This is a genomic window from Streptomyces sp. WM6378, from assembly GCF_001279695.1.
In the GTDB taxonomy this organism is placed as follows: Bacteria; Actinomycetota; Actinomycetes; order Streptomycetales; family Streptomycetaceae; genus Streptomyces.
This window is the reverse complement of record NZ_LGDD01000188.1, coordinates 53,398-79,746: the sequence shown is the minus strand read 5'-3', so window position 1 is coordinate 79,746 and position 26,349 is coordinate 53,398. Positions and strand designations below refer to the sequence as shown.

The window sequence follows — 26,349 nt, the reverse complement described above, 5'->3', positions numbered from 1 at the left end:
GTGAAGGATGCGGCTACGCGGTCCGAGGAGGGAGCCACCGATGATTCTGCTCCGTCGCCTGCTGGGTGACGTGCTGCGTCGGCAGCGCCAGCGCCAGGGCCGTACTCTGCGCGAAGTCTCCTCGTCCGCCCGAGTCTCACTCGGCTATCTCTCCGAGGTGGAGCGGGGGCAGAAGGAGGCATCCTCCGAGCTGCTCTCCGCGATCTGCGACGCGCTTGACGTACGGATGTCCGAGCTCATGCGGGAAGTGAGCGACGAGCTGGCACTCGCCGAGCTCGCTGCCTCTGCGGCAGCGAGTGACCCGGTGCCGGTGCGTGCGCCGGTACGTCCGATGCTCAATTCGATCTCCGTGACGTCGGTGACTGGTGTGCCGACGGAGCGGGTGACGATCAAGGCGCCCGCGGAAGCGGTGGACGTCGTCGCGGCCTGATCTTCAGGCTCGCGCCCAGGCTTGTACTGAGCCCCGGTTGGTCACTTGGTGACCGGCCGGGGCTCAGCCCTTTTCCGCCGCGCCCGTTTTAGGGCTTCTGTGGCAGGGTGGTAGGAGATCGCGCAAACGTCCGCATGGTTCGCACGGGAGTTCCCCTCGTTCTGCTTCCGCGGGCGTTCCGTCCGGAGTGGAGGAAATGCATGTCCTACATCAAGAGCCCGCTGTCCGACGCCGACCTCAAGGTGGTCGGTGACGCTCTCCAGGGTGCGCTGGTGGATCTCGTGGACCTCTCGCTGGTGTCCAAGCAGGTGCACTGGAACGTGGTCGGCCCGCGGTTCCGGTCCGTACACCTCCAGCTCGACGAGGTCGTCGACACCGCGCGGCTCCACTCGGACACGGTGGCCGAGCGGGCCTCCGCCGTCGGCGTCAGCCCGGACGGGCGCTCCGCCACGGTGGCGAAGTCCAGTGCGATCGACACCGTGCCGGACGGCTGGATCAAGGACACCGAGGCGGTGAAGGTCCTGGTCGCCGCGCTCGGCGTGGTGATCGGCCGGATGCGCGAGCGCATCGAGGCGACCGCCGACCCGGACCCGATCAGCCAGGACATCCTCATCGGGCTCACGGCCGACCTCGAAAAGCATGCGTGGATGTTCCAGGCGGAAACCGTCTGAACCGCTGCACGCGACCACGCGCCGCCGCGCACGGATACACGGTGCACGGGCCGGGTCGTACGCGGTGAAGCGCGGGCGACCTGGAGCGCTCCGGGCCTGCCCCCGGTGCGCCCTCCCGGCGGGATTGCCGGCGGTCTAGCGTCGGCCCGAGGAGGCGGCCCATGGCGGTGGCGGTGCGTTGGGTGCCCGCGCTGGTCGTAGCGGCGCTGTGGTGGTGGGCCGTGCTGCGCGTGGTGCTGGTGCCCGGCCAGACGGGATTCGTCGAGGGGGCGATGGTCGCGGGCGGCTGGGGGCTGAGCCTGCTGCCGGTCCACGTGGCATCCGAGCCGCGTGCACGGTCCGGCTCTACCAGGGCATCGAGACGCCGCCGTTCGGACGGATGATCTGGCCTGTCGTGAACGCCGAGGCGTCCGCGGCGAGATGCAGTACGGCGTGCGCGATGTCCTCGGGTTCGCCGAGCCGCGCGAGCGGGGAGAGCCGCAGCATCGTCGACTCGATCTGCTCCTGCTGCTCGGCGGCGTGCTGGTCGGTCATGGGGGTGCGGACCCAGCCGGGGGCGATGGCGTTCACGCGGATCCCGTGCGGGCCCAGTTCGCAGGCGAGCGTCCGGGTGAGCTGGACGACCGCGACCTTCGAGACGCTGTAGCAGAACAGGCCCGGCCGCGAGGAGTCCACGGCGCCCGAGGCCATGGTGACGATGGAGCCGCGGATGCCGTGGGCGATCATCGTGCGGGCCGCCTCCTGGCAGGCGTGGAGCACGCCCCGGAAGTTGACGGACAACACCCGGTCGAGGTCGGCGTCCTCGGTGTCCAGGACCGAGCTGGTGTGCATGATGCCCGCGATCGCCGCCACGATGTGGACCGGTCCGGCGGCTTCCAGAGCCGCCTTGACCTGCGCGCGGTCCGAGACGTCGAGCGGGTGGACATGGGCGGTGCCGCCCGCCTTGGTGATCAGTGCCCGGGTCTCCGCCAGGCCCGCCTCGTCGCGGTCCGCGCAGTGCACCGTGGCACCCGCCTCCGCGAGGAGCAGGGCACTGGCGCGGCCGATCCCACTGGCTGCGCCGGTAATGAAAGCCGTGCGGTCGCTGAGGTCGTACGCCGTGAGGGGCATGCCGGGACGGTACGACTGAATCTGACAGGTCGTCAATAAGTTTGGTGGTGTTTGACGGTGCGTCAAAGGGCGGGCGCTGGCTGGCACTTGGGGCACCAGTAGGTGGGGCGCTCGCGGCCCGCGGGGTCGCGCTGGGTGGTGGTACGGATGGGGGTGCGGCAGCGCGGGCATGGCCGGCCGGGACGGCCGTAGACGTATGCCTGGCGGACCGGGCGGTCCTTGTTGGCCTCCAGGAGCCGCTTCGCGGTGGCCACGAGGCGCTCGGGGGAGGGGAGTTCGCCGATCGGCAGCCAGGCGACGGCCCGGATCGCGAAGCAGATCTCCGACTTGTACACGTTGCCGACCCCGGCGAGGTTGCGCTGGTCGAGCAGGGCGTCGCCGATGGTGCGGGCAGGGTCCTGGAGGAGGTTGCGCAGGGCGGAATCGGCGTCCCAGTCGGGGCCGAGGAGATCGGGGCCCAGGTGGCCGACCGCCTTGGACTCGTCCTGGGTGCGGAGCAGTTCGAGCACGGGCAGCCGATAGCCGACGGCCGTGTGCCCGGCGTTCCCGAGAATGGCCCGGATCTGGTGGGCGGGCCCGCCGCCCCAGCGCTCGCCCGGCGCGTAGATCCGCCAGGACCCGTCCATCCGGAGGTGGGAGTGCAGGGTGAGCCCACCCTCGATCCTGGTCAGCAGATGCTTGCCGCGCGGGGTCACGTCGAGGACGGCCCGCCCGGTGAGATCCGCCGTGGCGAACCGCGGCACCCGCAGATCGGACCGGGTCAGGACCTGCCCGGCCAGCGCCGCGTGCAGCCGCCGCGCGGCCTGGTAGACGGTGTCACCTTCGGGCATGAGTCCATTCTGCCGGGGGTGGGAGTGGGGTGCCCCTGGGGTGTTCGGCCTGGTTCGGGCAGCGCCGGCGGGACGGCAGCCGTGCCTCGGCCCGGAGCCGCGTCAGGGTCTCAGGCGCAACCCCCTCGGGGTCGGGACGAAGCCCGCCGTTTCCAGGGGGCGGGCCAGCGGGGACGTCAGAGCGGGGTCGCCGTTGGCCCGCTCCACGGTGATCGTGCCGAGCCGGCCCGCCCGCGCCGCCCCCGCGAGGGCCCCGCAGGCCACGGTCAGTGCCGGATCGTCCGGCTCGGCCGCCCAGGCGAGCAGGGACTTGCCGCCGCGCTCCAGATACAGCACGAGCTCGCCGTCGACCAGAACGACCATGGAACCCGCCTTGCGGCCCGGCTTGTGACCGGCCCCGCCCGGCGGCTCGGGCCAGGGCAGCGCCGCGCCGTAGGCATTGGCCGGGTCGGCGGCCGCCAGGACGACCGCCTGTGGGGCGGTGTGCGCGTCGGCGCTCCGGTCCCGGGCGGTGGCAGCTGCCCGCAGCCGGTCCACCGCGCCGTCCATCGCGAACTGGGCCGCGCCGAGCCCCTCGACCACGTAGCCGCGCCGAGCCTGCCCGCTGTCCTCGAACGCGGCCAGGATCCGGTACGTCGCGGAGAAGCCGCCCTCGACGCCCTCTGCCTGCACCGCACCCCGGGTGACCACGCCGTGCCGGTCCAGGAGGGTGCGGGCCAGGGCGTGGGCGCGGTGGGTCGGGTCGGGCTCGCGGGGCGGGAGCAGGGACCAGCGGCCCGAGACCGTCGGCGGTCCGGTCCGCGAGACCGGGCGGGCCGCGGCGGTCAGGGTGCCGTAACGGCCGCGCGGGACGGGCCGCTTGGCGCGGTGGGCGGTGGAACCCGCGGTGCGCCCGGAGCCGAGCAGGGAACGCAGCGGCGCCAGGGTGTCGTTGGTGAGCCGCCCGGACCACGCCAAGTCCCATACCGCGTCGGCCAGTTGGGGGTCGGTGGCCTCCGGGTGGGTGGTGGCGCGGACCTGGTCGGCGAGCTGGCGGAAGAACAGGCCGTAGCCAGGGGCCAGCGCGGTGAGCACCGACTCGTGGAGCGCGGTCAGTTCGAGCGGGTGCGGGGGCGGCAGGAGCAGCGGGGCCGCGTCGGCCACGTACAGGGAGATCCAGCCGTCCTTGCCGGGCAGTGCGCCCGCCCCGGCCCAGACGACCTCGCCGGTCGTGGTGAGCTCGTCCAGCAGGCCCGTGCTGTAGTCGGCGACCCGGGACGGCAGGATCAGCTTCTCCAGGGCGGAGGCCGGGACGGCGGCGCCCTGCAACTGCTCCACGGCGCGGGCCAGCCCGTCGATGCCGCGCAGGCCGTTGCTGCCCAGGTGCTGCCACTGGGGGAGGAAGGTGGCGAGCGCGGCGGGCGGCACCGGCTCCAGCTCCTGGCGCAGCGCGGCCAGGGAGCGGCGGCGCAGCCTGCGCAGGATCGTCGCGTCGCACCACTCCTGGCCGATGCCCGCCGGATGGAACTCGCCCTGGACGACCCGGCCCGACGCCGCGAGGCGGTGCAGCGCGCCGTCCGTGACCGCGGTGCCCAGGCCGAACCGGGCCGCTGCGGTGGCCGAGGTGAACGGGCCGTGGGTGCGCGCGTAGCGCGACAGCAGGTCGCCGAGGGGGTCCTTCACCGGCTCGGTGAAGGCTTCGGGGACGCCGACCGGCAGCGCCGTGCCCAGCGCGTCGCGCAGCCGGCCCGCGTCCTCGATCGCCGCCCAGTGGTCGGTGCCGGAGACGCGGACCCGGATGGCGCGGCGCGCGGCGCCCAGCTCCGGCGCCCAGCCGGGCTCGGCGCCGCGGGCCGCCAACTCGGCGTCGGTGAGCGGCCCGAGGACCCGCAGCAGGTCGGCGACGCCCTCGGCGTCCTTGATGCGGCGGTCCTCGGTGAGCCACTGGAGCTCCCGCTCCAGCTCGGTCAGGACCTCGGCGTCCAACAGCTCGCGCAGCTCGGCCTGGCCCAACAGCTCGGCCAGGAGGCGGGAGTCGAGGGAGAGCGCGGCGGCCCGTCGCTCGGCGAGCGGCGAGTCGCCCTCGTACAGGAACTGCGCGACATAGCCGAACAGGAGGGAGCGGGCGAACGGGGACGGCTCGGGTGTGGTGACCTCGACCAGACGCACCCTGCGGGCTTCGAGGTCTCCCATCAGCTCGGTCAGGCCGGGGACGTCGAAGACGTCCTGAAGGCACTCGCGGACCGCTTCGAGGACGATCGGGAACGACCCGAACTCGCTTGCCACCTGGAGCAGTTGAGCCGCCCGCTGGCGCTGCTGCCACAGCGGGGTGCGCTTGCCCGGATTGCGCCGGGGCAGCAGCAGGGCGCGGGCGGCGCACTCGCGGAAACGGGAGGCGAACAGCGCGGAACTGCCGACCTGGTCGGTGACGATCTGCTCGATCTCGCCCTTGTCGAACACCGTGTCCGCGGCCCCCACGGGGGCCTGCTCGCTGTCGTACGTCGAGTCGAGGTGCGCCGGGTCCCGGTCGAGGAGGTCGAGGCCCATCAGGTCGGCGTCGGGCAGCCGCAGCACGATGCCGTCGTCGGCGTGCATGACCTGGGCGTCCATGCCGTACCGCTCGGCGAGGCGGGCGCCGAGCGCGAGTGCCCAGGGGGCGTGCACCTGGGCGCCGAAGGGGGAGTGGATGACCACGCGCCAGTCGCCGAGCTCGTCCCGGAAACGCTCGACCAGGATCGTCCGGTCGTCCGGGATGTGGCCGCAGGCGCGGCGCTGCTCGTCGAGATAGCCGATCACATTGTCCGCGGCCCAGGCGTCGAGGCCTGCGCTCAGCAGGCGCAGCCGGGCGTCGTCGGGGGTGAGCGAGCCGACCTCGCGCAGGAACGCGCCCAGCGCGCGGCCCAGTTCGAGCGGACGGCCCAGCTGGTCGCCCTTCCAGAACGGCAGCCGGCCGGGCACCCCGGGAGCGGGCGAGACCAGGACCCGGTCGCGCGTGATGTCCTCGATCCGCCAGGAGGTGGTGCCCAGGGTGAACACGTCGCCCACCCGTGACTCGTACACCATCTCCTCGTCGAGCTCACCGACCCGGCCACCGCCCTTCTTCGGGTCGGCCCCGGCCAGGAAGACGCCGAACAGGCCGCGGTCGGGGATCGTGCCACCCGAGGTGACGGCCAGCCGCTGGGCGCCGGGGCGGCCGGTGACCGTGCCCGCCACCCGGTCCCACACCACGCGCGGCCGCAGCTCCGCGAAGGCGTCGGACGGATAGCGGCCTGCCAGCATGTCCAGGACTGCCGTGAACGCCGACTCGGGGAGCGCGGCAAAGGGCGCGGCCCGGCGCACCAGCGCCATCAGGTCGTCCACCTGCCACGTGTCGAGCGCGGTCATCGCGACCAACTGCTGGGCCAGCACGTCCAGCGGGTTGGACGGAATGCGCAGCGACTCGATCGCCCCCGAGCGCATCCGCTCGGTGACCACCGCCGACTGGACCAGATCGCCGCGGTACTTGGGGAAGACCACCCCGGTGGAGACGGCGCCCACCTGGTGACCCGCCCGGCCCACGCGCTGCAGCCCGGAGGCCACCGACGGCGGCGACTCGACCTGGACCACCAGGTCCACCGCGCCCATGTCGATGCCCAGTTCGAGACTGGACGTGGCCACCACCGCCGGAAGGCGGCCCGCCTTCAGGTCCTCCTCCACGAGCGCCCGCTGCTCCTTGGAGACCGAGCCGTGGTGCGCCTTGGCGAGCAGAGCGGGGGCGCCGGCGGCGGCGCCCGAACCGCCCATCAGATCCGCCGGGGAGTGCGCCTCGGGCAGCGGCGCGCCCATGGCGCGCTCGTACGCGATCTCGTTGAGCCGGTTGCACAACCGCTCCGCCAGACGGCGGGAGTTGGCGAACACGATGGTCGAGCGGTGCGCCTGCACCAGGTCGACGATGCGCTCCTCGACATGCGGCCAGATCGACGGCTTCTCGGCCCCCTCCTGGGCATCGGCCGCAGGTGAGCCGGCCAGCTCGCCCAGGTCCTCCACCGGCACCACCACCGACAGGTCGAACTCCTTGGCGGAGGGCGGCTGGACGATCTCGACCTTGCGCTGCGGGGACAGATAGCGCGCCACCTCGTCGACCGGGCGCACCGTCGCGGACAGGCCGATCCGGCGGGCCGGCTTGGGGAGCAGCTCGTCCAACCGCTCCAGGGAGAGCGCCAGATGGGCGCCCCGCTTGGTGCCCGCGACCGCGTGCACCTCGTCCAGGATCACCGTCTCGATGCCCGCGAGCGCCTCGCGCGCGGCGGAGGTGAGCATCAGGAACAGCGACTCGGGCGTGGTGATCAGAATGTCCGGCGGCCGGCTGATCAGAGACCGCCGCTCGGCGGGCGGGGTGTCTCCGGACCGGATGCCGACCCGCACCTCCGGCTCGGGCAGCCCAAGGCGCACCGACTCCTGGCGGATCCCGGTCAGCGGGGAGCGCAGATTGCGCTCCACATCGACCGCGAGAGCCTTCAAGGGAGACACGTACAGGACCCGGCAGCGCTTCTTCGGCTCGGCGGGCACCGGCGTGGCCGCCAGCCGGTCGAGCGCGGCGAGAAACGCGGCGAGCGTCTTGCCGGACCCGGTCGGGGCGACGACCAGGACGTCCGAGCCCTCCGCGATCGCCCGCCAGGCGCCCTCCTGCGCCGCGGTGGGCGCGGTGAAGGCCCCCGTGAACCAGCCGCGCGTCGCGGGAGAGAAGGAGTCCAGCGCTGTCCTTGCCATGGTCCCCATCGTGCACCCACCCACTGACAATGGCCCGGACCTGCGAGAATGAGGGTATGAACGGGGTCGAGGAATGGGCGCGGCACTGGCAGTACTCCGAGCTGCCCGGCCTCGATCTGCTCCGGGCCCGCTACGTGAGCCACTCCTTCCCCCGGCACGCCCACGAAGGCTTCGTCTTCGGAGCGGTGCGCAGCGGCATCGAGAACGTGATCATGCCCGGCGGGACGATCCCGGCACACCCCGGCACCGTCGTAATGATCAACCCCGAGGTTCCACACGCGGCCCACGCCGGGGTCCCCGAGGGCTGGACGTACGCCACGCTCTACCCCTCGGCGCAGCTGGTCACCGACATAGCGGCCGAAACCACCACGCTGCGCGGCACCGCCGGATTCGCCGAGACCATCGTCGAGGACCCGGACACCGCACTGCTCATCCAGGAAGTGCACCGGGCGGCCGAGCAGGGCAACGCACTGGCCGCCGACAGCGTGTTCCGCATCGCCGTCGCCCGGCTGCTACGCCGCCACGGCTGCGCCCTGCCCGAGCGGACACCCCGGTCGGCGGGTGCGCGCACCGCGACCGCGGCGCGATACCTCCTGGTGGAGCGGCTCGCCGCCCCGCCGTCCCTGGAGCAGCTGGCCAAGGAGCTCGACACGAGCCCGTTCGCGCTGCTGCGAGCCTTCAAGGCGGAGTACGGGCTGCCTCCGCACGCCTGGCTGACGGGCGAGCGCGTACGCCGGGCCGCCCGCCTCCTGGACGGCGGAACCCCGCCCGCCGAGGCCGCCGTCGCCGTGGGCTTCACCGACCAGCCGCACCTCAACCGCCACTTCACCCGGATCGTCGGCGTCACGCCCGGCGCATATCGCCGCGAGCGCGCCAGAACGTAGGCGCGGGCGTGCGCGAAGGCAGCCCTGCGAGGGCGGCGGCGTGGAAGAGCCGAGGCGGGCGAGAGCAACGGCGTGCAAGAACGTACAAGAACCGAAGCGCCGTCTTCTCCTAACGTCCATGGCGTGGCAGCAGAACAGACAGCACCCCCAGAGATACGCCCCGATGCCGAGAAAAAGCCCGATGCGGCCGTCGTCCGCGACGCGCTGGGCGTCGGCGTCGCCGTCGGGCTCTCCGGCTTCGCCTTCGGAGTGACCTCGGCCGGATCGGGACTCACCCTCCTGCAGACGTGCGCGCTCAGCCTGCTCGTCTTCACCGGAGCCTCGCAGTTCGCGCTCGTCGGCGCGCTCGCGGCCGGCGGAAATCCGTTCACCGCGGCGGCCGGCGCCTTCTTCCTCGGTACCCGAAACGCCTTCTATGGGCTGCGCCTGTCCCAACTGCTCGCGCTACCAAGGGCGTTGAGGCCGCTGGCCGCCCAATGGGTGATCGACGAGACCACGGCGGTCACCCTCGCCCAGCCCACCCGGCGGGCCGCTCGGATCGGCTTCACCGTCACCGGCCTCACCCTCTACGTGCTGTGGAACCTGACCACGCTCGCCGGAGCTCTGGGCGCGCAGGCCTTGGGCGACACCGACGCCTGGGGACTCGACGCCGCGAGCCCCGCCGTCTTCCTCGCGCTCCTCGCGCCGATGCTCAAGACCTCCACCGAGCGCATCACGGCCGCCTTCGCCGTCGTCCTGGTCCTGGGTCTGCTGCCGGTGCTGCCGGCCGGTGCGCCCGTCCTGGTCGCCGCACTCGCCGCGCCCGTCGTGCTCTTCCTGAAGGGCCGCGGCGCGCCGGGCGGGACGGGGCCGGGCACCGGGTCCGAGGGGGCCGGCACCCAGGACACCGCCGACCCGGGGCCGTCCGAAGGGGTCGGGAACTTCACGAAGGGAGAAGCGCGTTGAACGTCTGGATCGCCATCGCGGCCACCGCCGTCGGCTGCTACCTAGTCAAGCTCATCGGCCTGCTGGTCCCGGCAGGCGCCCTGGAGCGCCCGCTGGTCAAGCGGCTCGCAGCGCTGCTGCCGGTGGCACTGCTGGCCGCGCTCACCGCACAGCAGACCTTCAGCACCGGCCACCAGGTGTTGCTCGACGCCCGGGCGGCCGGGCTCGCCGCGGCGGCCGTCGCGCTGGTGCTGCGCGCCCCCTTCCTGGTGATCGTCGGCGCAGCCGTACTCGTCACGGCGGGCATACGGGCCCTGGGCGGCTGAGCAGCGGGTGCTCGGGCGGGGCGGGCTCGTACGCCGCCCCGTCCGCCCCTCCAGCCGTCTGTGAGGCGCCGCCGGGGTCACCCGATGGCGCGGCCGTGGGCGCGCAGCGTGCGCAGCGCCTCGATCGTCACCATGGGGCGGCACTCCAGGGCAGTGCCGGGCGCCCACGCACGCCAGTGGATCGGCCAGCCGCCGTCCTCCTCCTGCTCCGCCTCCAGATGATCGAGCGAGCGCTGCATCTCCTGGTCGGTGAACCAGCGGCGGGCCAGTGACTCGGGCACGGCCGCGTAGTGGTGCGGAAAGTGGCGCTCGCCGAGGGCGTACCCCTTGGCGACCGGATAGTCGGCGATCCGGGCCGGATCGAGCACCGCGAGGCCCTGCTCCCTGACGAGCCGGCCGAGCCGGTCCGCGGCCGCCTCGGCCCGGGAACGGTCGGGGGCGCCGTCCAGGAAGGCGACGGCCGCCTCGACCTCATAAGGATGCGACGTCTCCAGCGAGTCGACCATGGCCCAGCAGAAGTCGGTCGCCCGGAAGAGCCACGCGTGCCACACCTGGTTGCGGTGCAGCAGCCCGACCACCGGGCCGGTGGTCAGCAGGGCGCTGGGCGGGTCGTCGACGATCGGGACGAACGGCGCCGCCGGATAGCCGTGCTGCGAGGGGTGCAGTGCGGGCAGCGCGCCGTCCTTCGTGGAGATGTCCGTCAGGTAGCGGCACATCCGCTCCACGCGCTGACCGCCGAGCCGGCCGACCGAGTCCAGGACCCGCAGCGCGTGCGCGGTGTGCAGGGGCTGGCTGACGGGCCCGCGCAGATCGGGTTCGAGGGCGTGGCCGTAGCCGCCGTCGTCACCCTGATAGGCGGAGAGCGCCGCCTCGACGGCGTCGGCGTCCTTGCCGAGGAAGTGGTAGGCGAACCGGCGCTGTTCGAGCACCCTGGCTGTCAGCCAGACGAAGTGTTCGGCGCGTGCCAGCGGTGAGTCGGGGGAGTGGGGGGATGCCCCGGAACCAGCCATGTTTCAGACGGTAGGGCCCACAGAGCCGCGAGCAGGCCCGACCGCCGGGGCTGCACTCTCAGGGGCGGGATACTTGAGTCATGCGGTTGACGATTTTCTGGGAGCGGATGGCCGACCACTTCGGCGCCGGGTACGCGGACTCCTTCGCGCGTGACCATGTGATGACGGAACTGGGCGGGCGCACCGTGCACGAGGCCCTCGACGCGGGCTGGGAGGCGAAGGACGTCTGGCGGGCGGTCTGCGCCGCCATGGACGTACCCGCCGACAGGCGGTGACGGCGGCCCCTCCGGGGGCGTACGGGGTGCCGCCTTTCGGGTGAAGGGCGCGGTTCCGGGTGACGGGGCGGTCACCGCCAGGCGGCAGGAACCGGTGTGGCGGCCCGCTGTCGGACACATGGGCGAGACTTGCTCCGTGGCACCGACTGATGAGATCAACACTGACGACCGCGAAGCCGACCGGGCGGACGACCGCGAAACCCGGCAGGCGAGCGGCCCGCGCGACGACTCGCCCGCCTCCGGCGAACCTCCGACGAGCCCCCTCAGGCTCGCCGCCACCGCACGCATGCCCCGCTGGCTGCCGCGCGCCGCAGTGCTCGTGCTCGCCCTGTACGCCTGTTTCCAGCTGGGCAGTTGGGCCTTCCACCAGCTCATCGGTCTGCTGATCAACATCCTGATCGCGTTCTTCGTCGCGCTCGCCATGGAACCCGCCGTCGGCCGGATGGCGGCCCGCGGAATGCGCCGGGGCGTGGCCACGTTCCTGGTCTTCCTCGCCCTGACGATCGCGACGATCGGCTTCGTCGTGCTGCTCGGCTCGATGCTGGCGGGGCAGATCGTCGACATGGTCGAGCAGTTCCCCAAGTACCTCGACTCGGTGATCAACTGGGTCAACCACACCTTCCACACGGAGCTCTCGCGGGTCGAGGTGCGCGACAGCCTGCTGCACTCCGACTGGCTGCAGAAGTACGTCCAGAACAGCGCGACCGGCGTGCTCGACGTCTCCGCGACCGTCCTCGGCGGCCTCTTCCGGCTGTTGACGATCTTCCTGTTCTCGTTCTACTTCGCCGCCGACGGGCCCCGGCTGCGCCGGGCGATCTGCTCCGTGCTGCCGCCGGCCCGGCAGACGGAGGTGCTGCGGGCCTGGGAGATCGCGGTCGACAAGACCGGCGGCTACCTCTACTCGCGCGGCCTCATGGCGCTCGTCTCCGGCATCGCGCACTACGTCCTGCTGCAGATCCTCGGCGTTCCCTACGCTCCGGCGCTGGCGGTCTGGGTGGGCCTGGTCTCCCAGTTCATCCCCACCATCGGCACGTATCTGGCCGGCGCGCTCCCCATGCTGATCGCCTTCACCGTGGACCCCTGGTACGCGGTGTGGGTGCTCGGATTCGTGGTGATCTACCAGCAGTTCGAGAACTACATGCTGCAGCCCAAGCTCACCGCGAAGACCGTGGACATCCACCCCGCCGTCGCGTTCGGCTCGGTGATCGCGGGCACGGCCCTCATGGGCGCGGTCGGCGCCCTCATCGCGATCCCGGCGGTCGCGACGCTGCAGGCGTTCCTCGGCGCCTACGTGAAGCGGTACGACGTGACGGACGACCCGCGGGTGCACGGCAGGCACCAGTCGCGCGGCCAGGGCCCCACGGTGGTGCCCGAGGCGGGGTCGTAGGCTGGAATTTCCTATTTGTCGCGATTGATGGGCGAGTGGGAACGAAGCGCTCCGCCTCGCGCGGTGTGCTTGACAGTAAAATCGAACATCCATTCTCATGGGAGTCCGGCCCTGTGTTTGCGCGGGTTCCACCGCGTTTCCGGTGGAGTTATCCACAGGCTGGAAGGACGTCGGGGCCCATTGTCAGTGGCAGGGGTTAGCGTCTTTGACGTGAAGCGATCGACTCAAGCAAATCGGGTGGAACCCATGGCAGGAACTGACCGCGAGAAGGCGCTCGACGCCGCGCTCGCACAGATTGAACGGCAATTCGGGAAGGGCGCGGTGATGCGCCTGGGCGAGCGGCCGAATGAGCCCATCGAGGTCATCCCCACCGGGTCGACCGCGCTCGACGTGGCGCTCGGCGTCGGCGGCCTGCCGCGCGGCCGTGTGGTGGAGGTGTACGGCCCGGAGTCCTCCGGCAAGACGACCCTGACCCTGCACGCGGTGGCGAACGCGCAGAAGCTCGGCGGTTCGGTGGCCTTCATCGACGCCGAGCACGCCCTCGACCCCGAGTACGCGAAGAAGCTCGGCGTCGACATCGACAACCTGATCCTGTCGCAGCCGGACAACGGCGAGCAGGCGCTGGAGATCGTCGACATGCTGGTCCGCTCCGGCGCGCTCGACCTGATCGTCATCGACTCCGTGGCGGCCCTGGTGCCGCGCGCGGAAATCGAGGGCGAGATGGGCGACTCGCACGTGGGTCTGCAGGCCCGCCTGATGAGCCAGGCGCTCCGGAAGATCACCAGCGCGCTCAACCAGTCGAAGACGACCGCGATCTTCATCAACCAGCTCCGCGAGAAGATCGGCGTGATGTTCGGCTCCCCCGAGACCACGACCGGTGGCCGGGCGCTGAAGTTCTACGCCTCGGTACGTCTCGACATCCGCCGGATCGAGACGCTCAAGGACGGCACGGACGCGGTCGGCAACCGCACCCGCGTCAAGGTCGTCAAGAACAAGGTCGCGCCGCCCTTCAAGCAGGCCGAGTTCGACATCCTCTACGGCCAGGGCATCAGCCGCGAGGGCGGCCTGATCGACATGGGCGTCGAGCACGGCTTCGTCCGCAAGGCGGGCGCCTGGTACACGTACGAGGGCGACCAGCTCGGCCAGGGCAAGGAGAACGCCCGCAACTTCCTGAAGGACAACCCCGACCTCGCCAACGAGATCGAGAAGAAGATCCTTGAGAAGCTGGGCGTCGGTGTCCGGCCGGAGGAGCCGACGGCCGAGCCCGGCAAGGACGCCGCCGAGACCGCCCCGGCGGCTGACGCGGCCGCGGTTCCGGCCCCGGCCACCAAGGCCAAGACGGCCAAGGCCGCCGCTGCCAAGAGCTAGCGGTGACCCGCAGGACCGAATGGGCCGACCCCGAGGAGCCGGGCCCCGGGCGGGCTCGCTCCCGACGGGGCGGCCCGGATGGAGCGGGCGACGGCACCGACTCGTCGAGGGCCGAGAAGGAGCCGCCGCCGCAGGACCCGGCTGAGCGGGCGCGGGCAATCTGCCTGCGCCTGCTCACCGGGACCCCCCGGACCCGTAAACAGCTCGCCGACGCCCTCAAGAAGCGGGAGATCCCCGACGAGGTCTCCGAAGAGGTCCTCTCCCGCTTCGAAGAAGTCGGACTGATCAACGACGCGGCATTCGCCGACGCCTGGGTGGAGTCCCGCCACCACGGGCGCGGGCTCGCCCGCCGAGCGCTGGCCCGCGAACTGCGCACCAAGGGCGTCGACTCGTCGGTCATCGACGAGGCCGTCGGCCAGCTCGACTCCGACCAGGAGGAGGAGACCGCGCGCGAACTGGTGGCGCGCAAACTCCGCTCCACGCGCGGCCTCGACCGCGACCGCCGGCTCCGCCGCCTCGCCGGCATGCTCGCCCGCAAGGGCTACCCGGAGGGCATGGCCCTCAGAGTGGTCCGCCAGGCACTGGAGCAGGAGGGCGAAAACGCGGACGACCTGTACGAGATGTGAGTCGCCGGTCAGGCGGTGGCGGCCGTGACCGGCAGCCCCGCTGTGCGCCACGCCTGGAAGCCGCCGATCAGGTCGGTCGCCCGGTGCAGCCCCAACTGCCGCAGCGACCCTGCCGCGAGGGACGACGCGTACCCCTCATTGCAGATCACCACCACCCGCAGATCGTGGCCGGTCGCCTCGGCGGCGCGATGGCTGCCCTGCGGATCGAGCCGCCACTCCAGTTCGTTGCGCTCGACGACCAGGGCGCCAGGAATCAGCCCGTCCCTGTCGCGCAGCGCCGCATACCGGATGTCCACCAGGAGCGCCCCGTCGGCGGCCTCGGCGAAGGCCTCCTCGGCCGTCACCCGGTCCAAGCCGACCCTGACCCGGTCGAGGAGGTCGTCGATCCCCACCGGTCGCGTACGCTCCGCACTCACTGCCAGTCCTCCGGACGCTCGACCTGCTCGATGCGGAGCACCGCGCCCGTCCGGCTGTAACGCCGGATCAGAGGCAGCGGCGGATAGTAGGCGTGCACCGAGATCGCGTGCTCGGCCCCCGACTCGTTCCTCACCTCGTGCACATGGTGCGGCCCGAAGGCCCGGCTGCTTCCCGTCCCCAACTGCCGTGAACGGTCGATCCCTTCGGCGAGTTCCAGGGTCTTCCAGCCCTCCGTGGGCAGCCGGGCCGCCAGCGAGTCCTCACGCAGCGCGCCGGCCGCGGTGGCGAAGGCGCCGTGGGAACCGCCGTGATCGTGCCAGCCCGTACCGGTGCCGGGCGGCCAGCCGATCAGCCAGGCCTCACTGCCGCCCGGCCCGTCGAGACGAATCCAGGTGCGCCCCTCTTCGTCGAGGGGCAGTGAGGCGACCAGTGCGGCGTCGGCGGCGGTACGGAGGGCGAAGTCGAGCAGGTCCGCCTCGGTCGGCGCGGAGCCGGATCCGGGTGTGGCGGCGGGAGCGGGCACGGATGTAGTGACAGATGTGCTTACGGAAAGAGACACGGAGGACCGTCCTGAGGAAGTTCGCGAATGCGCGCGTACGGCAACAGCGCCTCAAGGGCGCGGCGGCACGGCGCGAAGGAAAAGGCGAATCAGCAGGACGGACGACACACGCAGCCCGCATAGCGGACGAGGTCCATATGGACCCTCCGCCACAGGCGCACATCGGTGTCGGTCACGTTCCGGAGTAGACCATGTGCGCCTGCGTCGGTCAATCAGTGCTCGGATGACGGATGACGGACGGCAGCCGGTAGGCAGTCGACGACGCGGGCACCCCCAACGTCAGCCGTCACTCGGCGGATCGCGGCTGACAGATTTCAGCTGACAGATTTCAGGCGGCCAACTCCAGGCAACAGCCGACAGACATCACTTGATGTCAGCCGTCCGCCCCTCCGTCTCCTCAACCCCCACCCCAGCACCAGCATCAGCCCCCGCACCCCCGGCACCCGCACCCGCCCCGGCACCCGGCTGGCCCCGGCCGGCCTCTCCCCGCACAGCCTCGGCCGCGGCGTACAACTGCGTGGGCTGTACCCCGTTGAACGCGGCGGCCAGGTGCCCGTCGGGGCGTACGAGAAGGACGGCGTGGGCGGGGGCGCCGGGATAGTCCTCGGCGACCAGCAGTTCCGCGTCCAGCGGCAGCGCCGACACCGCGGCGGCCAGGCGGGGCATGACCCCGGCCGTGAGCCAGTGGCGGCGGTCCCAGACGCCGGTGCCCGGGGCGACCAGGACGACCAGGAGCCTGCCCTTGCCGAGCCGGTCCCGCAGGGAGGCGGTCGAGCCGTCGGGGGCCGTGACGCAGATGTCGGCGGCCGGTGCGCCCAACCCCGTGCCGACCGGGATGTGCGACTCGGTGTACGGGGGCGTGAGGGGGGAGTGCGGGTACGCGGGGGGCGCGCCGAGCGGGCCCCGCCCCAAGTGTCCGTCGGTCACCAGGGCGTCGTGGCCGCGGGTGGTCCCGGGGATCCAGCCGCGCGGCCCCGCACCACCGCGCAGGATCGGCAACGACTGGTCGGCCGCGCGCAGCCGCGCCGCGACCGCCGACCGCCGTTCCGTCTGATAGCTGTCCAGGAACACCTCTGAAGCCCCGTGGTGCCAGGCCTGGGCCAGCTTCCAGGCGAGGTTCTGGGCGTCCCGCAGGCCCTCGTCCAGGGCCTGTGTGCCGAGCGCGCCCAGCAGGTGCGCGGCGTCCCCCGCGAGGAACGCGCGGCGCACCCGCCAGCGCCGGGCCAGGCGGTGGTGCACGGTGTGGACGCCGGTGTCGAGGAGTTCGTACGGCGGCGTCGGCCCGCACCAGCCCGCGAGCGTGTCCCGGATCCGGCCCATCAGAGCGTCGGGCGTGACCAGTTCGGCGCGCGGCGGAAGCAGCCAGTCCAGCCGCCAGATGCCGTCCTGGAGGGGGCGGGCGGTCACCTCGTCGCCACTGGCCCGCCAGGGCGGCAGCCGGTGCAGCAACGCCTCGCCCGGCCAGGGGAGTTCGGTGCGCAGGGCCACGACTGCCTGACGCTCCACCGCCGTACGGCCGGCGAAACGGACGTCGAGGAGCTTGCGAACGGTGGACCGGGCACCGTCGCAGCCCACCACATAGCTGCCGCGCCACCAGGTTCCGCCGGGCCCCGAGGTGTGGACGGAGACGCCCTGCGCGTCCTGTTCCAGCGTGTCCAGGCGGCTGTCCGTGACCACCCGTACGAGACCGGACGCGGCAAGGGCGTCGTGCAGCCCGCGGGTCAGGGCGTGCTGCGGGATGTGCACCGGCGAGGGGCCGTCGTCCAGGGACTCGCCGAACCTGACGTGGCGCACCAGCCGACCGCGCCTCATGGACCGCCAGGCGACCCAGCGCGCACCCTCGTCGCGCACCGTCGTACAGCCGAGGCCCGCCACGAACGAGGCGATGTCCGGGCGCAGGACGACCGTGCGGACCTGGCGGGGCTCGTCCTTGCCCGGGCCCTCGTCGAGGACCACCGACGGCACGCCCTGGGCCGCGAGCGAGAGGGCCAGCGCCAGTCCCACCGGACCGGCGCCGACGACGATCACCGGGTCCACGGCGTGGCTCCCGAGGCGGGTCGGGACGGCTTGCAGGTGGCGCGGGGAACCCGGTGCACGATCACAGAACGTATGCAACCCACTGCGCGTGCTTGCGTCAAGTGACGGAGGCAGCGACGGAGTCGTCGCTGCCTCATATGCCGTCAGTTCGTCGTAGCAGGCGCCACGTCGGGACCATCGGTCCCCTCGGCAACGAGAACGGCGCCCGGGCCGGCGGCCGCGATCGGAGCAGCGGCCGCCCCCATCGCGATGCCGGTCTTCGCCCTGCGCCCCCTCTTCTCGATCCAGGTCGCGAGCGCGGAGAGCACCAGACACATCGCCACGTAGATGGAGCCGATGACGACAATGGTCGAGACGTACGGGTACTGGCCGTTGACCTGGGTGTTGCTCGCGATCAGACGCGCCGTCTGGAGCAGCTCCGGGTACAGGATGATGAAGCCGAGCGACGTGTCCTTGAGGGTGACGACAAGCTGGCTGATGATCGTCGGCAGCATCGCCCGGACAGCCTGCGGCATGAGCACGCTCATCATGACCTGCGACTTGCTCATGCCCAGCGCGTACGCCGCCTCGCGCTGCCCCTTGGGCACGGAGTTGACGCCCGCGCGGAGCACCTCCGCCTGCACACAGCCGTTGTAGATCGACAGGCCGAGAGCCAGCGCCCACATCGAGTAGTCGGTCAGGAAGCCGACCCAGACCGCGTAGATCGTGATGAGCAGCGGGATGGAACGGAACAGCTCTACGAAAGCGGTGGCCGCCCAGCGGACCGGCTTGTGGTCGGAGAGCCGGGCCACGGCCAGCACCAGCCCGAGCACCAGCGAGCCGATGGCGGCGAGACCGAACGCCTTGAGGGTGGCGAGCACCGCGTCGGCGATGTTCTGCCGGATGCCCGCGTAGTTGAAGATGTCCCACATCTCGTAGTCGAGGTTGCCCTTGTCCGCGAGGCGGACGATCGCGACGGCGATCAGCGCGATCAGCGCGAGGGAACCGACGACGGCGTAGATCCGGTTGCGTACGACAGCCTTCGGGCCGGGGGCGTCGTAGAGAACGCTGGCACTCATCGGGCGACCTCCATGCGGCGCTCAAGAAGACGGAAGAGACCGCTCATCGCGAAGGTGACGATCAGATAGCCCAGGGCGACCCAGATGAACACGGGGACGATGTCGTACCCGTCCTCGCTCAGCAGCTTCTGCCAGCCGAACAGTTCGGTGACGCTGAAGGCGCCCGCGATCGCGGAGTTCTTGGTGAGCGCGATGAAGATCGAGCTCAGCGGCGGGATGACCGTCCGGGTGGCCTGCGGCAGCACGATCAGGCGCAGCGTCTGCGTGAAACTCATGCCGATCGAACGGGCGGCCTCGGCCTGCCCCAGCGGCACCGTGCTGATGCCGGACCGCACGGCCTCGCAGACGAAGGACGCGGTATAGAAGCCGAGCGCGAGCGAACCGAGCAGGAACGGGCTCATGCCGGGGAAGAAGATCTCCGGCACGACGAAGAAAAAGACCAGGAAGAGCAGCGTCAACGGGGTGTTGCGCAGCAGCGTCACCCAAGCGGTGCCGAAGAAGCGCAGCGGCGGCACGGGAGAGACCCGGAAACCGGCGAGCAGCAGTCCGAGGACCAGGGCGATGACCGAACTGACGGCGGTGATCTCCACAGTGCCTATGAAGCCGTCGCGGAACTCCGCGAAATGGTCGAGCAGTACGTTCATGGGGTCTCCGCGTCGGCGGGCAGCGGCTGGGGGATCGGGCGGGGCGGGGCCGTGGCGCCCCGTACTGCGTACGGGGCGCGTCGAGCGGGGTCGATCAGTAGCGGACGACGGCCGGCGGGGCCTGGTAGTTGGAGCCGGAAAGGCCGAGCGTGGCGTCGTAGATCTTCTTGTAGGTGCCGTCCTGCTCGTGCTTCTCGATCGAGGTGTTGATGAAGTCGCGCAGCGCCTTGTCGTCCTTGTTCATGCCGATGCCGTACGGCTCCTCGGTGAACGGCTTGCCGACCACGCGGAGCTTGCCGGAGTTCTTGGCGGCATAGCCCTTGAGGATCGCGTCGTCGGTGGTGACCGCGTCGACCTGCTTGGACAGGAGCTGCTGCACGCAGTCCGAGTACTTGGACAGCTCGACGACGGACGCGCCGTACTCGGGCTTCTTGATCTCCTGGAGCGGCGTGGAGCCGACGATCGAGCAGACCTTCTTGCCCTTGACGGTGTCCTTGCCGGTGATCGAGGTGTCGTCCTTGCGGACGAGCAGGTCGGCGCCGGCCTTGTAGTACGGACCCGCGAAGCCGACCTGCTTCTTGCGCTTGTCGTTGATCGTGTAGGTGCCGACGTAGTAGTCGACCTGGCCCTTGGAGATCGCGGTCTCGCGGACGCCGGAGTCAACCGTCTTCCACTCGATCTGGTCGGGCTTGAAGCCCAGGTCGGCGGCGACCATCTTGGCGATCTCGACGTCGAAGCCGGAACGCTCCTTGGTCGACTGGTCCTCGAAGCCGAGGTAGGGCTGGTCGGCCTTGGAGCCGATGACCAGCTTGCCGCGCGCCTTGGCCGCCTTGAAGGTCGGCGAGTCAAGGGTGACGTTGGAGGCGACGGTGTACGTCGGCAGCTGCGGTGCGCCGCTGGAGCCCGGCTGGGCGGACTGCTTGTCACCGGCGGAGCCGGACTTGCCGCCACAGGCGGTCGCGGTCAGGGCGAGCACGGCGATCGCCGCGACGGCGGCGGACTTGCGGAGCATCATGGCGAACATTCCTTGCGTCGTTGGTCGTTGGTCGTCATCGGTCGGCCGGCAGGCGTCACCGGGCGATGCCGACCATCGGGCGGCACACGCCAGTCGACTGCCGGCCGGCTCTCGTCAGTGGTGCAGGATCTTCGACAGGAAGTCCTTGGCCCGGTCGCTGCGCGGGTTGCTGAAGAACTGGTCCGGCGTGGCCTCTTCGACGATCTTGCCGTCGGCCATGAAGACGACCCGGTTCGCGGCGGAGCGGGCGAAGCCCATCTCGTGGGTGACGACGACCATCGTCATCCCGTCCCGCGCCAGCTGCTGCATGACCTCGAGAACCTCGTTGATCATCTCCGGGTCGAGCGCCGATGTGGGCTCGTCGAAGAGCATCACCTTCGGGTCCATCGCCAACGCCCGTGCGATCGCGACGCGTTGCTGCTGACCGCCCGAGAGCTGCGCCGGGTACTTGTCGGCCTGGGTGCCCACGCCGACCCGGTCGAGCAGGGCGCGGGCCTTCTGCTCGGCGGCCTGCTTGTCGGCCTTGCGGACCTTCACCTGGCCCAGCATGACGTTCTCAAGGACCGTCTTGTGCGCGAAGAGGTTGAACGACTGGAAGACCATGCCGACATCGGCACGCAGCCGCGCCAGCTCCTTGCCCTCCTGGGGCAGCGGCCGGCCGTCGATCGAGATCGCCCCGGAATCGATCGTCTCCAGGCGGTTGATGGTGCGGCACAGCGTGGACTTCCCGGACCCCGAGGGCCCGATGACGACGACTACCTCGCCACGGGCGATGGTCAGGTCGATGTCCTGGAGCACATGCAGCGCGCCGAAGTGCTTGTTGACGTTGTTCAGCACGACCAGGTCACCCGACGCTGGTACGGCGTCCTCGGTCCCCCTGGCCACTGATACTCCGCTCATCGGCTTCTTGCTCCGTCCTCCTCGGTTGGGGAGGAACGTAGTGGTGAGTTGTGACCAGCGTCATTACATCTGAGCGGAACTTGAGCATAACGATCCGGTTGCGTGGAAGCACTCTGGGTGAGCGCACACCCCGGCGGAATACCGGCTCCGTAACGGATGATGCGCAGGGGCGGGCGCCCCCTTGACCGGAGTGGCGACCATGGGCGTGGATTCGGGGGTACATGCCGTGAAGCGGCCGATGAACGTTCGGACCGAAAGGCCACAAGGGCCCGAAAGGCCCAGGAACATCCAGGGAGGGGGGCCATGAGACTGCTGCTCGTCGAAGACGACGACCACGTCGCCGCCGCCCTGTCCGCCGTGCTGTCCAAGCATGGTTTCGAGGTGAAGCACGCCCGCAACGGGGAAGAGGCGCTGCAGGCCCTCCTTCCTGACGAGCGCTGCGCCAAACCACCCTTCGGGGTGGTCCTGCTCGACCTAGGACTGCCCGACCAGGACGGCTACGAGGTCTGCGGCAAGATCCGCAAGCGCACCTCCATCCCCGTGATCATGGTGACCGCCCGCGCCGACGTCCGTTCACGCATCCACGGGCTGAACCTGGGCGCCGACGACTACGTGGTCAAGCCGTACGACACCGGTGAGCTCATCGCCCGTATCCACGCGGTCATCCGGCGCCCGCCGCCGGGCGCGCGCCCCGAGTCGGCCGAGGCCGAACTGCGCCTGGGCCGCGTGCAGATCGAACTCCCCACCCGCCGGGTCAGCGTCGACGGCGAGAGCGTCCAACTGACCCGCAAGGAGTTCGACCTGCTCGCACTCCTCGCCCAGCGCCCCGGGGTCGTCTTCCGCCGGGAACAGATCATCAGCGAGGTGTGGCGCACCAGTTGGGAAGGCACCGGCCGCACCCTCGAAGTGCACGTCGCCTCCCTGCGCTCCAAACTGCGCATGCCGGCACTGATCGAGACCGTGCGCGGCGTCGGCTACCGCCTCGTCGCGCCGGCCGCCATCTGAGGCCCGAGAAGCCCGGTGCGCACCCGACTCCTCCCGCTGCTCATCTTCCTGCTCGCGCTCGTCCTGGTCGCGTTCGGCTTCCCGCTCGCCCTGAGCGTGGCCCACGCCCAGCAGCAGCGGGTGGTCATCGACCGCATCGACGACACCGCGCGCTTCGCGGCGCTGGCCCAGTTCGTCACGGCCCCCGACGGCAACGACACCAACAGCGCGGAACGGCTGACCACCCTGGAGGAGGAACTCACCCGCTATTCGACCCTGTACGGGATCAGAGCGGGCGTCTTCTTCCGCAACGGCACCGCCATGGCGAGCGCCCCCACGGGCTGGAGCGTGCCCGCCAAGGGCGAGGGACACATGGCCTTCCAGGAGGCCCTCGCCGGGCGCCGCAGCCACGACCCGGCCCAGGTGTGGCCGTGGCAGCGCGGCCGCCTGGTGGTGGCCTCGCCCGTCGTGCGCGAGGGCGACGTGATCGCGGTCGTGGTCACCGACTCGCCCACCGGCAGCATGCGTTCGGGCACCCTGCACGGCTGGCTCCTCATCGTGACGGGTGAACTGGCGGCCATGCTCCTCGCGGTCGGCGCCGCGTTCCGGCTCACCGGCTGGGTGCTCAGGCCCGTACGCGTCCTGGACGCCGTCACCCACGACATCGCGACCGGCCGCATGAAATCGCGCGTCGCTGCCGCCGGCGGGCCCCCGGAACTCAGAAGGCTGGCCCACTCGTTCAACGAGATGGCCGACAACGTCGAAGAGGTGCTCGAACAGCAGCGCGCCTTCGTCGCCGACGCCTCGCACCAACTGCGCAACCCGCTGTCCGCCCTGCTGCTGCGCATCGAGCTCCTCGCGCTCGAACTCCCCGAAGGGAACGAGGAGATCGCCTCGGTCCGCACCGAGGGCAAGCGCCTCGCCCAAGTACTCGACGACCTCCTGGGCCTGGCGCTGGCCGAGCACGCCGCGGCCGACCTCCAACTCACCGACGTGGGGGCGCTCGTGACGGAGCGGGTCGCCGCGTGGCGGCCGCTCGCCGAGGACAAGGGCGTACGGCTGATCGCGGACGGCTCGACCGCCGCCACCGGCTGGGCGGACCCGGTGGCGCTCTCCAGCGCGCTGGATGCCGTGATCGACAACGCGCTGAAATTCACCCCCGAAGGCGAGGACGTGCGGGTCACCGTCGCCGTCGACGGCCCCCGGGCCACCGTGACGGTGACCGACCGGGGCCCGGGCCTCTCCGACGAGGAACTGGGCCGCATCGGCGACCGCTTCTGGCGCGCCGGCCGCCACCAGAACATCAAGGGCTCCGGCCTCGGCCTCTCCATCTCCCGCGCCCTGCTCGCGGCAGGCGGCGGCACCATCGCCTACGCCCACCACGACCCGCACGGCCTGCGCGTGACGGTCACCGTGCCGCGTACGCGACCGGGGGCGTGAGGGCCGGGGGCGGGCGGTTGACGGCGGTCAGCGGCCACGGGGTGACCGACACCTGACGGCTGACAGATTTCAGCTTTCAGATTTCAGCTCTTGGTCTTCGGGTTTCAGGGTTCAGCGGTCAGCAGTCAGATTCTGACCGCCACCGGTCGTCAGGGCTTGACCGACCGGTAGTAGTTCCGCGCCCCGTCGTGCAACGGCAGCGGATCCGTATAGATCGCCGTCCGCAGATCCACCAGCTGTGCCGCGTGCACCTCACGCCCGATGCGGTCGCGGCTGTTTATCACCGTGCGCGTGAACCCCTCGGTCAGCGCCGCGTCCGTGCGGTCCGTGGTGACCAGCAGGTTGGCCACGGCGATCGTCGGCACCGGGACGCCCCGCTGCGCCTTGGGATAGGCGTCGGCGGGCATCGTCGCCGCCCGGTAGTACCCGGTGCTGCCGTCCGCCTTGTGCAGGGCCGACACCAGGTCGGCGAGCGGGACAAGCCGGATGGGGTACGCCTCGGACAGTTTGAGGACGGCCGTGGTAGGCAGCCCACCGGACCAGAAGAAGGCGTCGATCTGCTTGTTCCGCAGCAGGTCGGGCATGGTGTCGATGCCCGCGGGGACGGGAGTGATGTCCTTCTGCGGGTTCAGCCCGGCGGCCGGCAGGAGCCGGTCGGCGAGCAGCCGGACCCCGGAGCCCTCCTGCCCGACGGCGACCCGCTTGCCGCGCAGATCCGCCACCGAGCGCACGGGCGAGTCCTGGGGCACCACCAGCTGCACGTAGTCGTCGTACAGCCGCGCGCAGCCGCGCAGCCGGTCCGCGCCCGGCTTGTTGTCCTTGCGGAACTTGTCGACGGAGTCGGCCGTGGCGATGGTGAAGTCGGAGATGCCGTCGGCCAGGCGCTGGAGGTTCTGCTGCGAACCCTGGCTCGTGCGGAGGTTGACGTGCACGTCCGGCAGATCACTGGCCAGCGCCTGCTGGAGCAGCTCGCCGTACCGCTGGTAGACCCCGGTGCGGACGCCCGTACTGAAGTCGATGTTTCCCGCGGGCGACCGGCTGCCGAACGGCATCAGCCACCACAGGAGCAGCCCGACGGCCACCACGGCGGCCGCGGACCCTTGCAGGACGCGACGGCGGCCGAGCCGGGACAGAACGGGGAGCATGGCTGGATCCTGCCAGTTCATCGCCCGCGAGGACCAGGGGGCGGCGGGCCCCGTACCCTGGTGTACGAGATGAGTGCGAAGACCTACGAGGTGCGCACCTACGGGTGCCAGATGAACGTCCACGACTCCGAGCGGCTGTCCGGCCTCCTTGAGGGGGCCGGATATGTCCGCGCGCCCGAGGGCGCCGACGGTGATGCCGATGTCGTCGTCTTCAACACCTGCGCGGTGCGGGAGAACGCCGACAACAAGCTGTACGGCAATCTCGGCAGGCTCGCCCCGATGAAGACGAAGCGGCCCGGCATGCAGATCGCCGTGGGCGGCTGCCTCGCCCAGAAGGACCGCGACACCATCGTGCAGCGGGCCCCCTGGGTCGATGTCGTCTTCGGCACGCACAACATCGGCAAGCTGCCGGTGCTGCTCGAGCGCGCCCGCATCCAGGAGGAGGCTCAGGTCGAGATCGCCGAATCCCTGGAGGCGTTCCCGTCCACGCTGCCGACCCGCCGCGAGTCCGCGTACGCGGCCTGGGTGTCCATCTCGGTGGGCTGCAACAACACGTGCACCTTCTGCATCGTCCCGGCGCTGCGCGGCAAGGAGAAGGACCGCCGTCCCGGCGACATCCTGGCCGAGATCGAGGCGCTGGTCGGCGAGGGCGTCTCCGAGATCACGCTGCTCGGGCAGAACGTCAACGCCTACGGTTCGGACATCGGCGACCGCGAGGCCTTCAGCAAGCTGCTGCGCGCCTGCGGCAACATCGAGGGCCTGGAGCGGGTCCGGTTCACCTCGCCGCACCCGCGTGACTTCACGGACGACGTGATCGCCGCCATGGCCGAGACGCCGAACGTGATGCCGCAGCTCCACATGCCGCTTCAGTCGGGCTCGGACACGGTCCTCAAGGCGATGCGCCGCTCGTACCGGCAGGAGCGTTTCCTCGGGATCATCGAGAAGGTGCGCGCCGCCATTCCGCACGCCGCCATCTCGACCGACATCATCGTGGGCTTCCCCGGCGAGACCGAGGAGGACTTCGAGCAGACCATGCACACGGTCCGCGAGGCCCGCTTCGCGAACGCCTTCACCTTCCAGTACTCCAAGCGCCCCGGAACGCCCGCGGCGACCATGGACGGACAGATTTCCAAGGACGTCGTTCAGGATCGCTACATGCGCCTGTCCGCCCTCCAGGAAGAGATCTCCTGGGAGGAGAACAAGAAGCAGGTCGGCCGCGTTCTGGACGTCATGGTCGCCGAGGGCGAGGGCCGCAAGGACGGCTCCACCCAGCGCCTCTCCGGCCGCGCCCCCGACAACCGTCTGGTCCACTTCACCAAGCCGGATCAGGAGGTGCGCCCGGGCGACGTGGTGACCGTCGAGATCACCTACGCGGCCCCGCACCACCTGCTCGCCGAGGGTCCGACGACCTCGGTGCGCCGTACCCGGTCGGGCGACGCCTGGGAGAAGCGCAACGCGGCCCCCGCCGAGAAGTCGGCCGGCGTGATGCTCGGCCTGCCGTCGATCGGCGCCCCGGCCCCGCTGCCGGAGCCCACGGGCGGTTGCTCGGTCCTCTGAGCCCGCACGGTCCCCGCCGCCGAG

At 71.1% G+C, this 26,349-nt stretch carries 26 protein-coding genes; 13 read left to right on the top strand and 13 right to left on the bottom strand.

Going from position 1 to position 26,349, the window contains the following annotated elements; genetic code table 11:
- Positions 1–40 precede the first annotated feature (40 nt).
- The 3 genes from ADK54_RS16585 (at position 41) to ADK54_RS43445 (ending at position 1,484) form a co-directional block, all read left to right on the top strand.
- The gene (locus ADK54_RS16585) at positions 41–430 is read left to right on the top strand and encodes a helix-turn-helix domain-containing protein (RefSeq protein WP_053726410.1); all 390 of its coding nucleotides are present in this window, start codon (positions 41–43) and stop codon (positions 428–430) included.
- Between the two features lie 200 nt (positions 431–630).
- A complete protein-coding gene (locus ADK54_RS16580; RefSeq protein WP_053726409.1) occupies positions 631–1,101 on the top strand; it encodes a Dps family protein in 471 nt (156 codons plus the stop codon).
- Positions 1,102–1,268: 167 nt separating this feature from the next.
- Positions 1,269–1,484: a hypothetical protein gene (locus ADK54_RS43445; protein WP_107090549.1), complete on the top strand. Its 216-nt coding sequence runs from the start codon at positions 1,269–1,271 to the stop codon at positions 1,482–1,484.
- Here ADK54_RS43445 and ADK54_RS16575 read toward each other — a convergent pair.
- From ADK54_RS16575 to ADK54_RS16565, 3 genes are all read right to left on the bottom strand, one after another.
- Positions 1,447–2,211 carry an SDR family NAD(P)-dependent oxidoreductase gene (locus tag ADK54_RS16575; protein WP_053726408.1) on the bottom strand — a complete coding sequence of 255 codons (765 nt, stop codon included), beginning with the start codon at positions 2,209–2,211 and terminating at the stop codon, positions 1,447–1,449. The genes ADK54_RS43445 and ADK54_RS16575 overlap by 38 nt on opposite strands.
- 62 nt (positions 2,212–2,273) lie before the next feature.
- A complete protein-coding gene (locus ADK54_RS16570; RefSeq protein ID WP_053726407.1) occupies positions 2,274–3,041 on the bottom strand; it encodes a DNA-formamidopyrimidine glycosylase family protein in 768 nt (255 codons plus the stop codon).
- 102 nt (positions 3,042–3,143) lie between these two features.
- Positions 3,144–7,769 (bottom strand): ATP-dependent helicase, encoded by a 4,626-nt coding sequence (locus ADK54_RS16565; protein ID WP_053726406.1) that lies wholly within the window; start codon positions 7,767–7,769, stop codon positions 3,144–3,146.
- A 56-nt stretch (positions 7,770–7,825) separates the two neighbouring features.
- Here ADK54_RS16565 and ADK54_RS16560 point away from each other — a divergent pair, with 56 nt between their 5' ends.
- From ADK54_RS16560 to ADK54_RS16550, 3 genes are all read left to right on the top strand, one after another.
- A complete protein-coding gene (locus ADK54_RS16560; protein WP_107090548.1) occupies positions 7,826–8,653 on the top strand; it encodes a helix-turn-helix transcriptional regulator in 828 nt (275 codons plus the stop codon).
- Positions 8,654–8,776: 123 nt separating this feature from the next.
- Positions 8,777–9,598, top strand: coding sequence for an AzlC family ABC transporter permease (locus ADK54_RS16555; protein WP_234392099.1), 822 nt, complete (start codon positions 8,777–8,779; stop codon positions 9,596–9,598).
- Positions 9,595–9,903: an AzlD domain-containing protein gene (locus ADK54_RS16550; RefSeq protein ID WP_053726404.1), complete on the top strand. Its 309-nt coding sequence runs from the start codon at positions 9,595–9,597 to the stop codon at positions 9,901–9,903. The genes ADK54_RS16555 and ADK54_RS16550 overlap by 4 nt, the downstream gene beginning before the upstream one ends.
- 77 nt (positions 9,904–9,980) lie before the next feature.
- Here the strand turns inward: ADK54_RS16550 and ADK54_RS16545 are convergent, their stop codons facing one another.
- Positions 9,981–10,913 (bottom strand): hypothetical protein, encoded by a 933-nt coding sequence (locus tag ADK54_RS16545; protein ID WP_053726403.1) that lies wholly within the window; start codon positions 10,911–10,913, stop codon positions 9,981–9,983.
- An 80-nt stretch (positions 10,914–10,993) separates the two neighbouring features.
- Here ADK54_RS16545 and ADK54_RS16540 point away from each other — a divergent pair, with 80 nt between their 5' ends.
- From ADK54_RS16540 to recX, 4 genes are all read left to right on the top strand, one after another.
- Positions 10,994–11,188: a DUF3046 domain-containing protein gene (locus ADK54_RS16540; RefSeq protein WP_053726402.1), complete on the top strand. Its 195-nt coding sequence runs from the start codon at positions 10,994–10,996 to the stop codon at positions 11,186–11,188.
- Between the two features lie 286 nt (positions 11,189–11,474).
- Positions 11,475–12,575, top strand: a complete 1,101-nt coding sequence (locus ADK54_RS16535; RefSeq protein ID WP_053726425.1) for an AI-2E family transporter — start codon at positions 11,475–11,477, stop codon at positions 12,573–12,575.
- A 246-nt stretch (positions 12,576–12,821) separates the two neighbouring features.
- Positions 12,822–13,943 (top strand): recombinase RecA, encoded by a 1,122-nt coding sequence (gene recA / locus ADK54_RS16530; RefSeq protein WP_053726401.1) that lies wholly within the window; start codon positions 12,822–12,824, stop codon positions 13,941–13,943.
- Positions 13,944–13,945: 2 nt separating this feature from the next.
- Positions 13,946–14,569, top strand: coding sequence for a recombination regulator RecX (gene recX, locus ADK54_RS16525; RefSeq protein WP_078966428.1), 624 nt, complete (start codon positions 13,946–13,948; stop codon positions 14,567–14,569).
- A gap of 8 nt (positions 14,570–14,577) precedes the next feature.
- Here the strand turns inward: recX and ADK54_RS16520 are convergent, their stop codons facing one another.
- From ADK54_RS16520 to ADK54_RS16490, 8 genes are all read right to left on the bottom strand, one after another.
- Positions 14,578–14,985, bottom strand: coding sequence for a rhodanese-like domain-containing protein (locus ADK54_RS16520; RefSeq protein ID WP_078966427.1), 408 nt, complete (start codon positions 14,983–14,985; stop codon positions 14,578–14,580).
- Positions 14,982–15,509, bottom strand: a complete 528-nt coding sequence (locus ADK54_RS16515) for a cysteine dioxygenase (protein WP_234392097.1) — start codon at positions 15,507–15,509, stop codon at positions 14,982–14,984. Before ADK54_RS16515 ends, ADK54_RS16520 begins: the two co-directional genes overlap by 4 nt.
- Before the next feature lie 125 nt (positions 15,510–15,634).
- The gene (locus ADK54_RS48555; protein ID WP_309544753.1) at positions 15,635–15,706 is read right to left on the bottom strand and encodes a putative leader peptide; all 72 of its coding nucleotides are present in this window, start codon (positions 15,704–15,706) and stop codon (positions 15,635–15,637) included.
- A 202-nt stretch (positions 15,707–15,908) separates the two neighbouring features.
- Positions 15,909–17,582, bottom strand: coding sequence for an FAD-dependent monooxygenase (locus tag ADK54_RS16510; RefSeq protein ID WP_078966426.1), 1,674 nt, complete (start codon positions 17,580–17,582; stop codon positions 15,909–15,911).
- Positions 17,583–17,725: 143 nt separating this feature from the next.
- Positions 17,726–18,640: an amino acid ABC transporter permease gene (locus tag ADK54_RS16505; protein ID WP_053726398.1), complete on the bottom strand. Its 915-nt coding sequence runs from the start codon at positions 18,638–18,640 to the stop codon at positions 17,726–17,728.
- Complete coding sequence (locus ADK54_RS16500) at positions 18,637–19,284, bottom strand: amino acid ABC transporter permease (protein WP_053726397.1); 648 nt, start codon at positions 19,282–19,284, stop codon at positions 18,637–18,639. The genes ADK54_RS16505 and ADK54_RS16500 overlap by 4 nt, the downstream gene beginning before the upstream one ends.
- Before the next feature lie 94 nt (positions 19,285–19,378).
- Positions 19,379–20,299 carry a glutamate ABC transporter substrate-binding protein gene (locus ADK54_RS16495; RefSeq protein ID WP_053726396.1) on the bottom strand — a complete coding sequence of 307 codons (921 nt, stop codon included), beginning with the start codon at positions 20,297–20,299 and terminating at the stop codon, positions 19,379–19,381.
- A 114-nt stretch (positions 20,300–20,413) separates the two neighbouring features.
- Positions 20,414–21,199: an amino acid ABC transporter ATP-binding protein gene (locus tag ADK54_RS16490; protein ID WP_053726395.1), complete on the bottom strand. Its 786-nt coding sequence runs from the start codon at positions 21,197–21,199 to the stop codon at positions 20,414–20,416.
- A gap of 303 nt (positions 21,200–21,502) precedes the next feature.
- On the opposite strand from ADK54_RS16490, the gene ADK54_RS16485 reads away from it, so the two are divergent.
- Positions 21,503–22,204 (top strand): response regulator transcription factor, encoded by a 702-nt coding sequence (locus ADK54_RS16485; RefSeq protein WP_053726394.1) that lies wholly within the window; start codon positions 21,503–21,505, stop codon positions 22,202–22,204.
- 15 nt (positions 22,205–22,219) lie between these two features.
- Positions 22,220–23,623 carry a sensor histidine kinase gene (locus tag ADK54_RS16480; protein WP_053726393.1) on the top strand — a complete coding sequence of 468 codons (1,404 nt, stop codon included), beginning with the start codon at positions 22,220–22,222 and terminating at the stop codon, positions 23,621–23,623.
- Between the two features lie 149 nt (positions 23,624–23,772).
- Here ADK54_RS16480 and ADK54_RS16475 read toward each other — a convergent pair whose 3' ends face one another.
- Positions 23,773–24,768, bottom strand: coding sequence for a TAXI family TRAP transporter solute-binding subunit (locus ADK54_RS16475; RefSeq protein WP_053726392.1), 996 nt, complete (start codon positions 24,766–24,768; stop codon positions 23,773–23,775).
- A gap of 69 nt (positions 24,769–24,837) precedes the next feature.
- Here ADK54_RS16475 and miaB point away from each other — a divergent pair, with 69 nt between their 5' ends.
- On the top strand, positions 24,838–26,325 hold the full coding sequence (gene miaB / locus ADK54_RS16470) for a tRNA (N6-isopentenyl adenosine(37)-C2)-methylthiotransferase MiaB (protein ID WP_053726424.1): 1,488 nt from the start codon (positions 24,838–24,840) through the stop codon (positions 26,323–26,325).
- The last annotated feature ends 24 nt before the right edge of the window (positions 26,326–26,349 follow it).

Coding starts and splice junctions, on each gene's coding strand:
- ADK54_RS16570 (WP_053726407.1), bottom strand. CDS start 3,041: ATGCCCGAAGGTGACACCGTCTACCAGGCCGCGCGGCGGCTGCACGCG.
- ADK54_RS16545 (WP_053726403.1), bottom strand. CDS start 10,913: ATGGCTGGTTCCGGGGCATCCCCCCACTCCCCCGACTCACCGCTGGCA.
- ADK54_RS16560 (WP_107090548.1), top strand. CDS start 7,826: ATGAACGGGGTCGAGGAATGGGCGCGGCACTGGCAGTACTCCGAGCTG.
- ADK54_RS16490 (WP_053726395.1), bottom strand. CDS start 21,199: ATGAGCGGAGTATCAGTGGCCAGGGGGACCGAGGACGCCGTACCAGCG.
- ADK54_RS16500 (WP_053726397.1), bottom strand. CDS start 19,284: ATGAACGTACTGCTCGACCATTTCGCGGAGTTCCGCGACGGCTTCATA.
- ADK54_RS16540 (WP_053726402.1), top strand. CDS start 10,994: ATGCGGTTGACGATTTTCTGGGAGCGGATGGCCGACCACTTCGGCGCC.
- ADK54_RS16585 (WP_053726410.1), top strand. CDS start 41: ATGATTCTGCTCCGTCGCCTGCTGGGTGACGTGCTGCGTCGGCAGCGC.
- ADK54_RS16580 (WP_053726409.1), top strand. CDS start 631: ATGTCCTACATCAAGAGCCCGCTGTCCGACGCCGACCTCAAGGTGGTC.
- ADK54_RS16475 (WP_053726392.1), bottom strand. CDS start 24,768: ATGCTCCCCGTTCTGTCCCGGCTCGGCCGCCGTCGCGTCCTGCAAGGG.
- miaB (WP_053726424.1), top strand. CDS start 24,838: ATGAGTGCGAAGACCTACGAGGTGCGCACCTACGGGTGCCAGATGAAC.
- ADK54_RS16575 (WP_053726408.1), bottom strand. CDS start 2,211: ATGCCCCTCACGGCGTACGACCTCAGCGACCGCACGGCTTTCATTACC.
- ADK54_RS16505 (WP_053726398.1), bottom strand. CDS start 18,640: ATGAGTGCCAGCGTTCTCTACGACGCCCCCGGCCCGAAGGCTGTCGTA.
- recA (WP_053726401.1), top strand. CDS start 12,822: ATGGCAGGAACTGACCGCGAGAAGGCGCTCGACGCCGCGCTCGCACAG.
- ADK54_RS16495 (WP_053726396.1), bottom strand. CDS start 20,299: ATGATGCTCCGCAAGTCCGCCGCCGTCGCGGCGATCGCCGTGCTCGCC.
- ADK54_RS16535 (WP_053726425.1), top strand. CDS start 11,475: ATGCCCCGCTGGCTGCCGCGCGCCGCAGTGCTCGTGCTCGCCCTGTAC.
- ADK54_RS16485 (WP_053726394.1), top strand. CDS start 21,503: ATGAGACTGCTGCTCGTCGAAGACGACGACCACGTCGCCGCCGCCCTG.
- ADK54_RS16565 (WP_053726406.1), bottom strand. CDS start 7,769: ATGGCAAGGACAGCGCTGGACTCCTTCTCTCCCGCGACGCGCGGCTGG.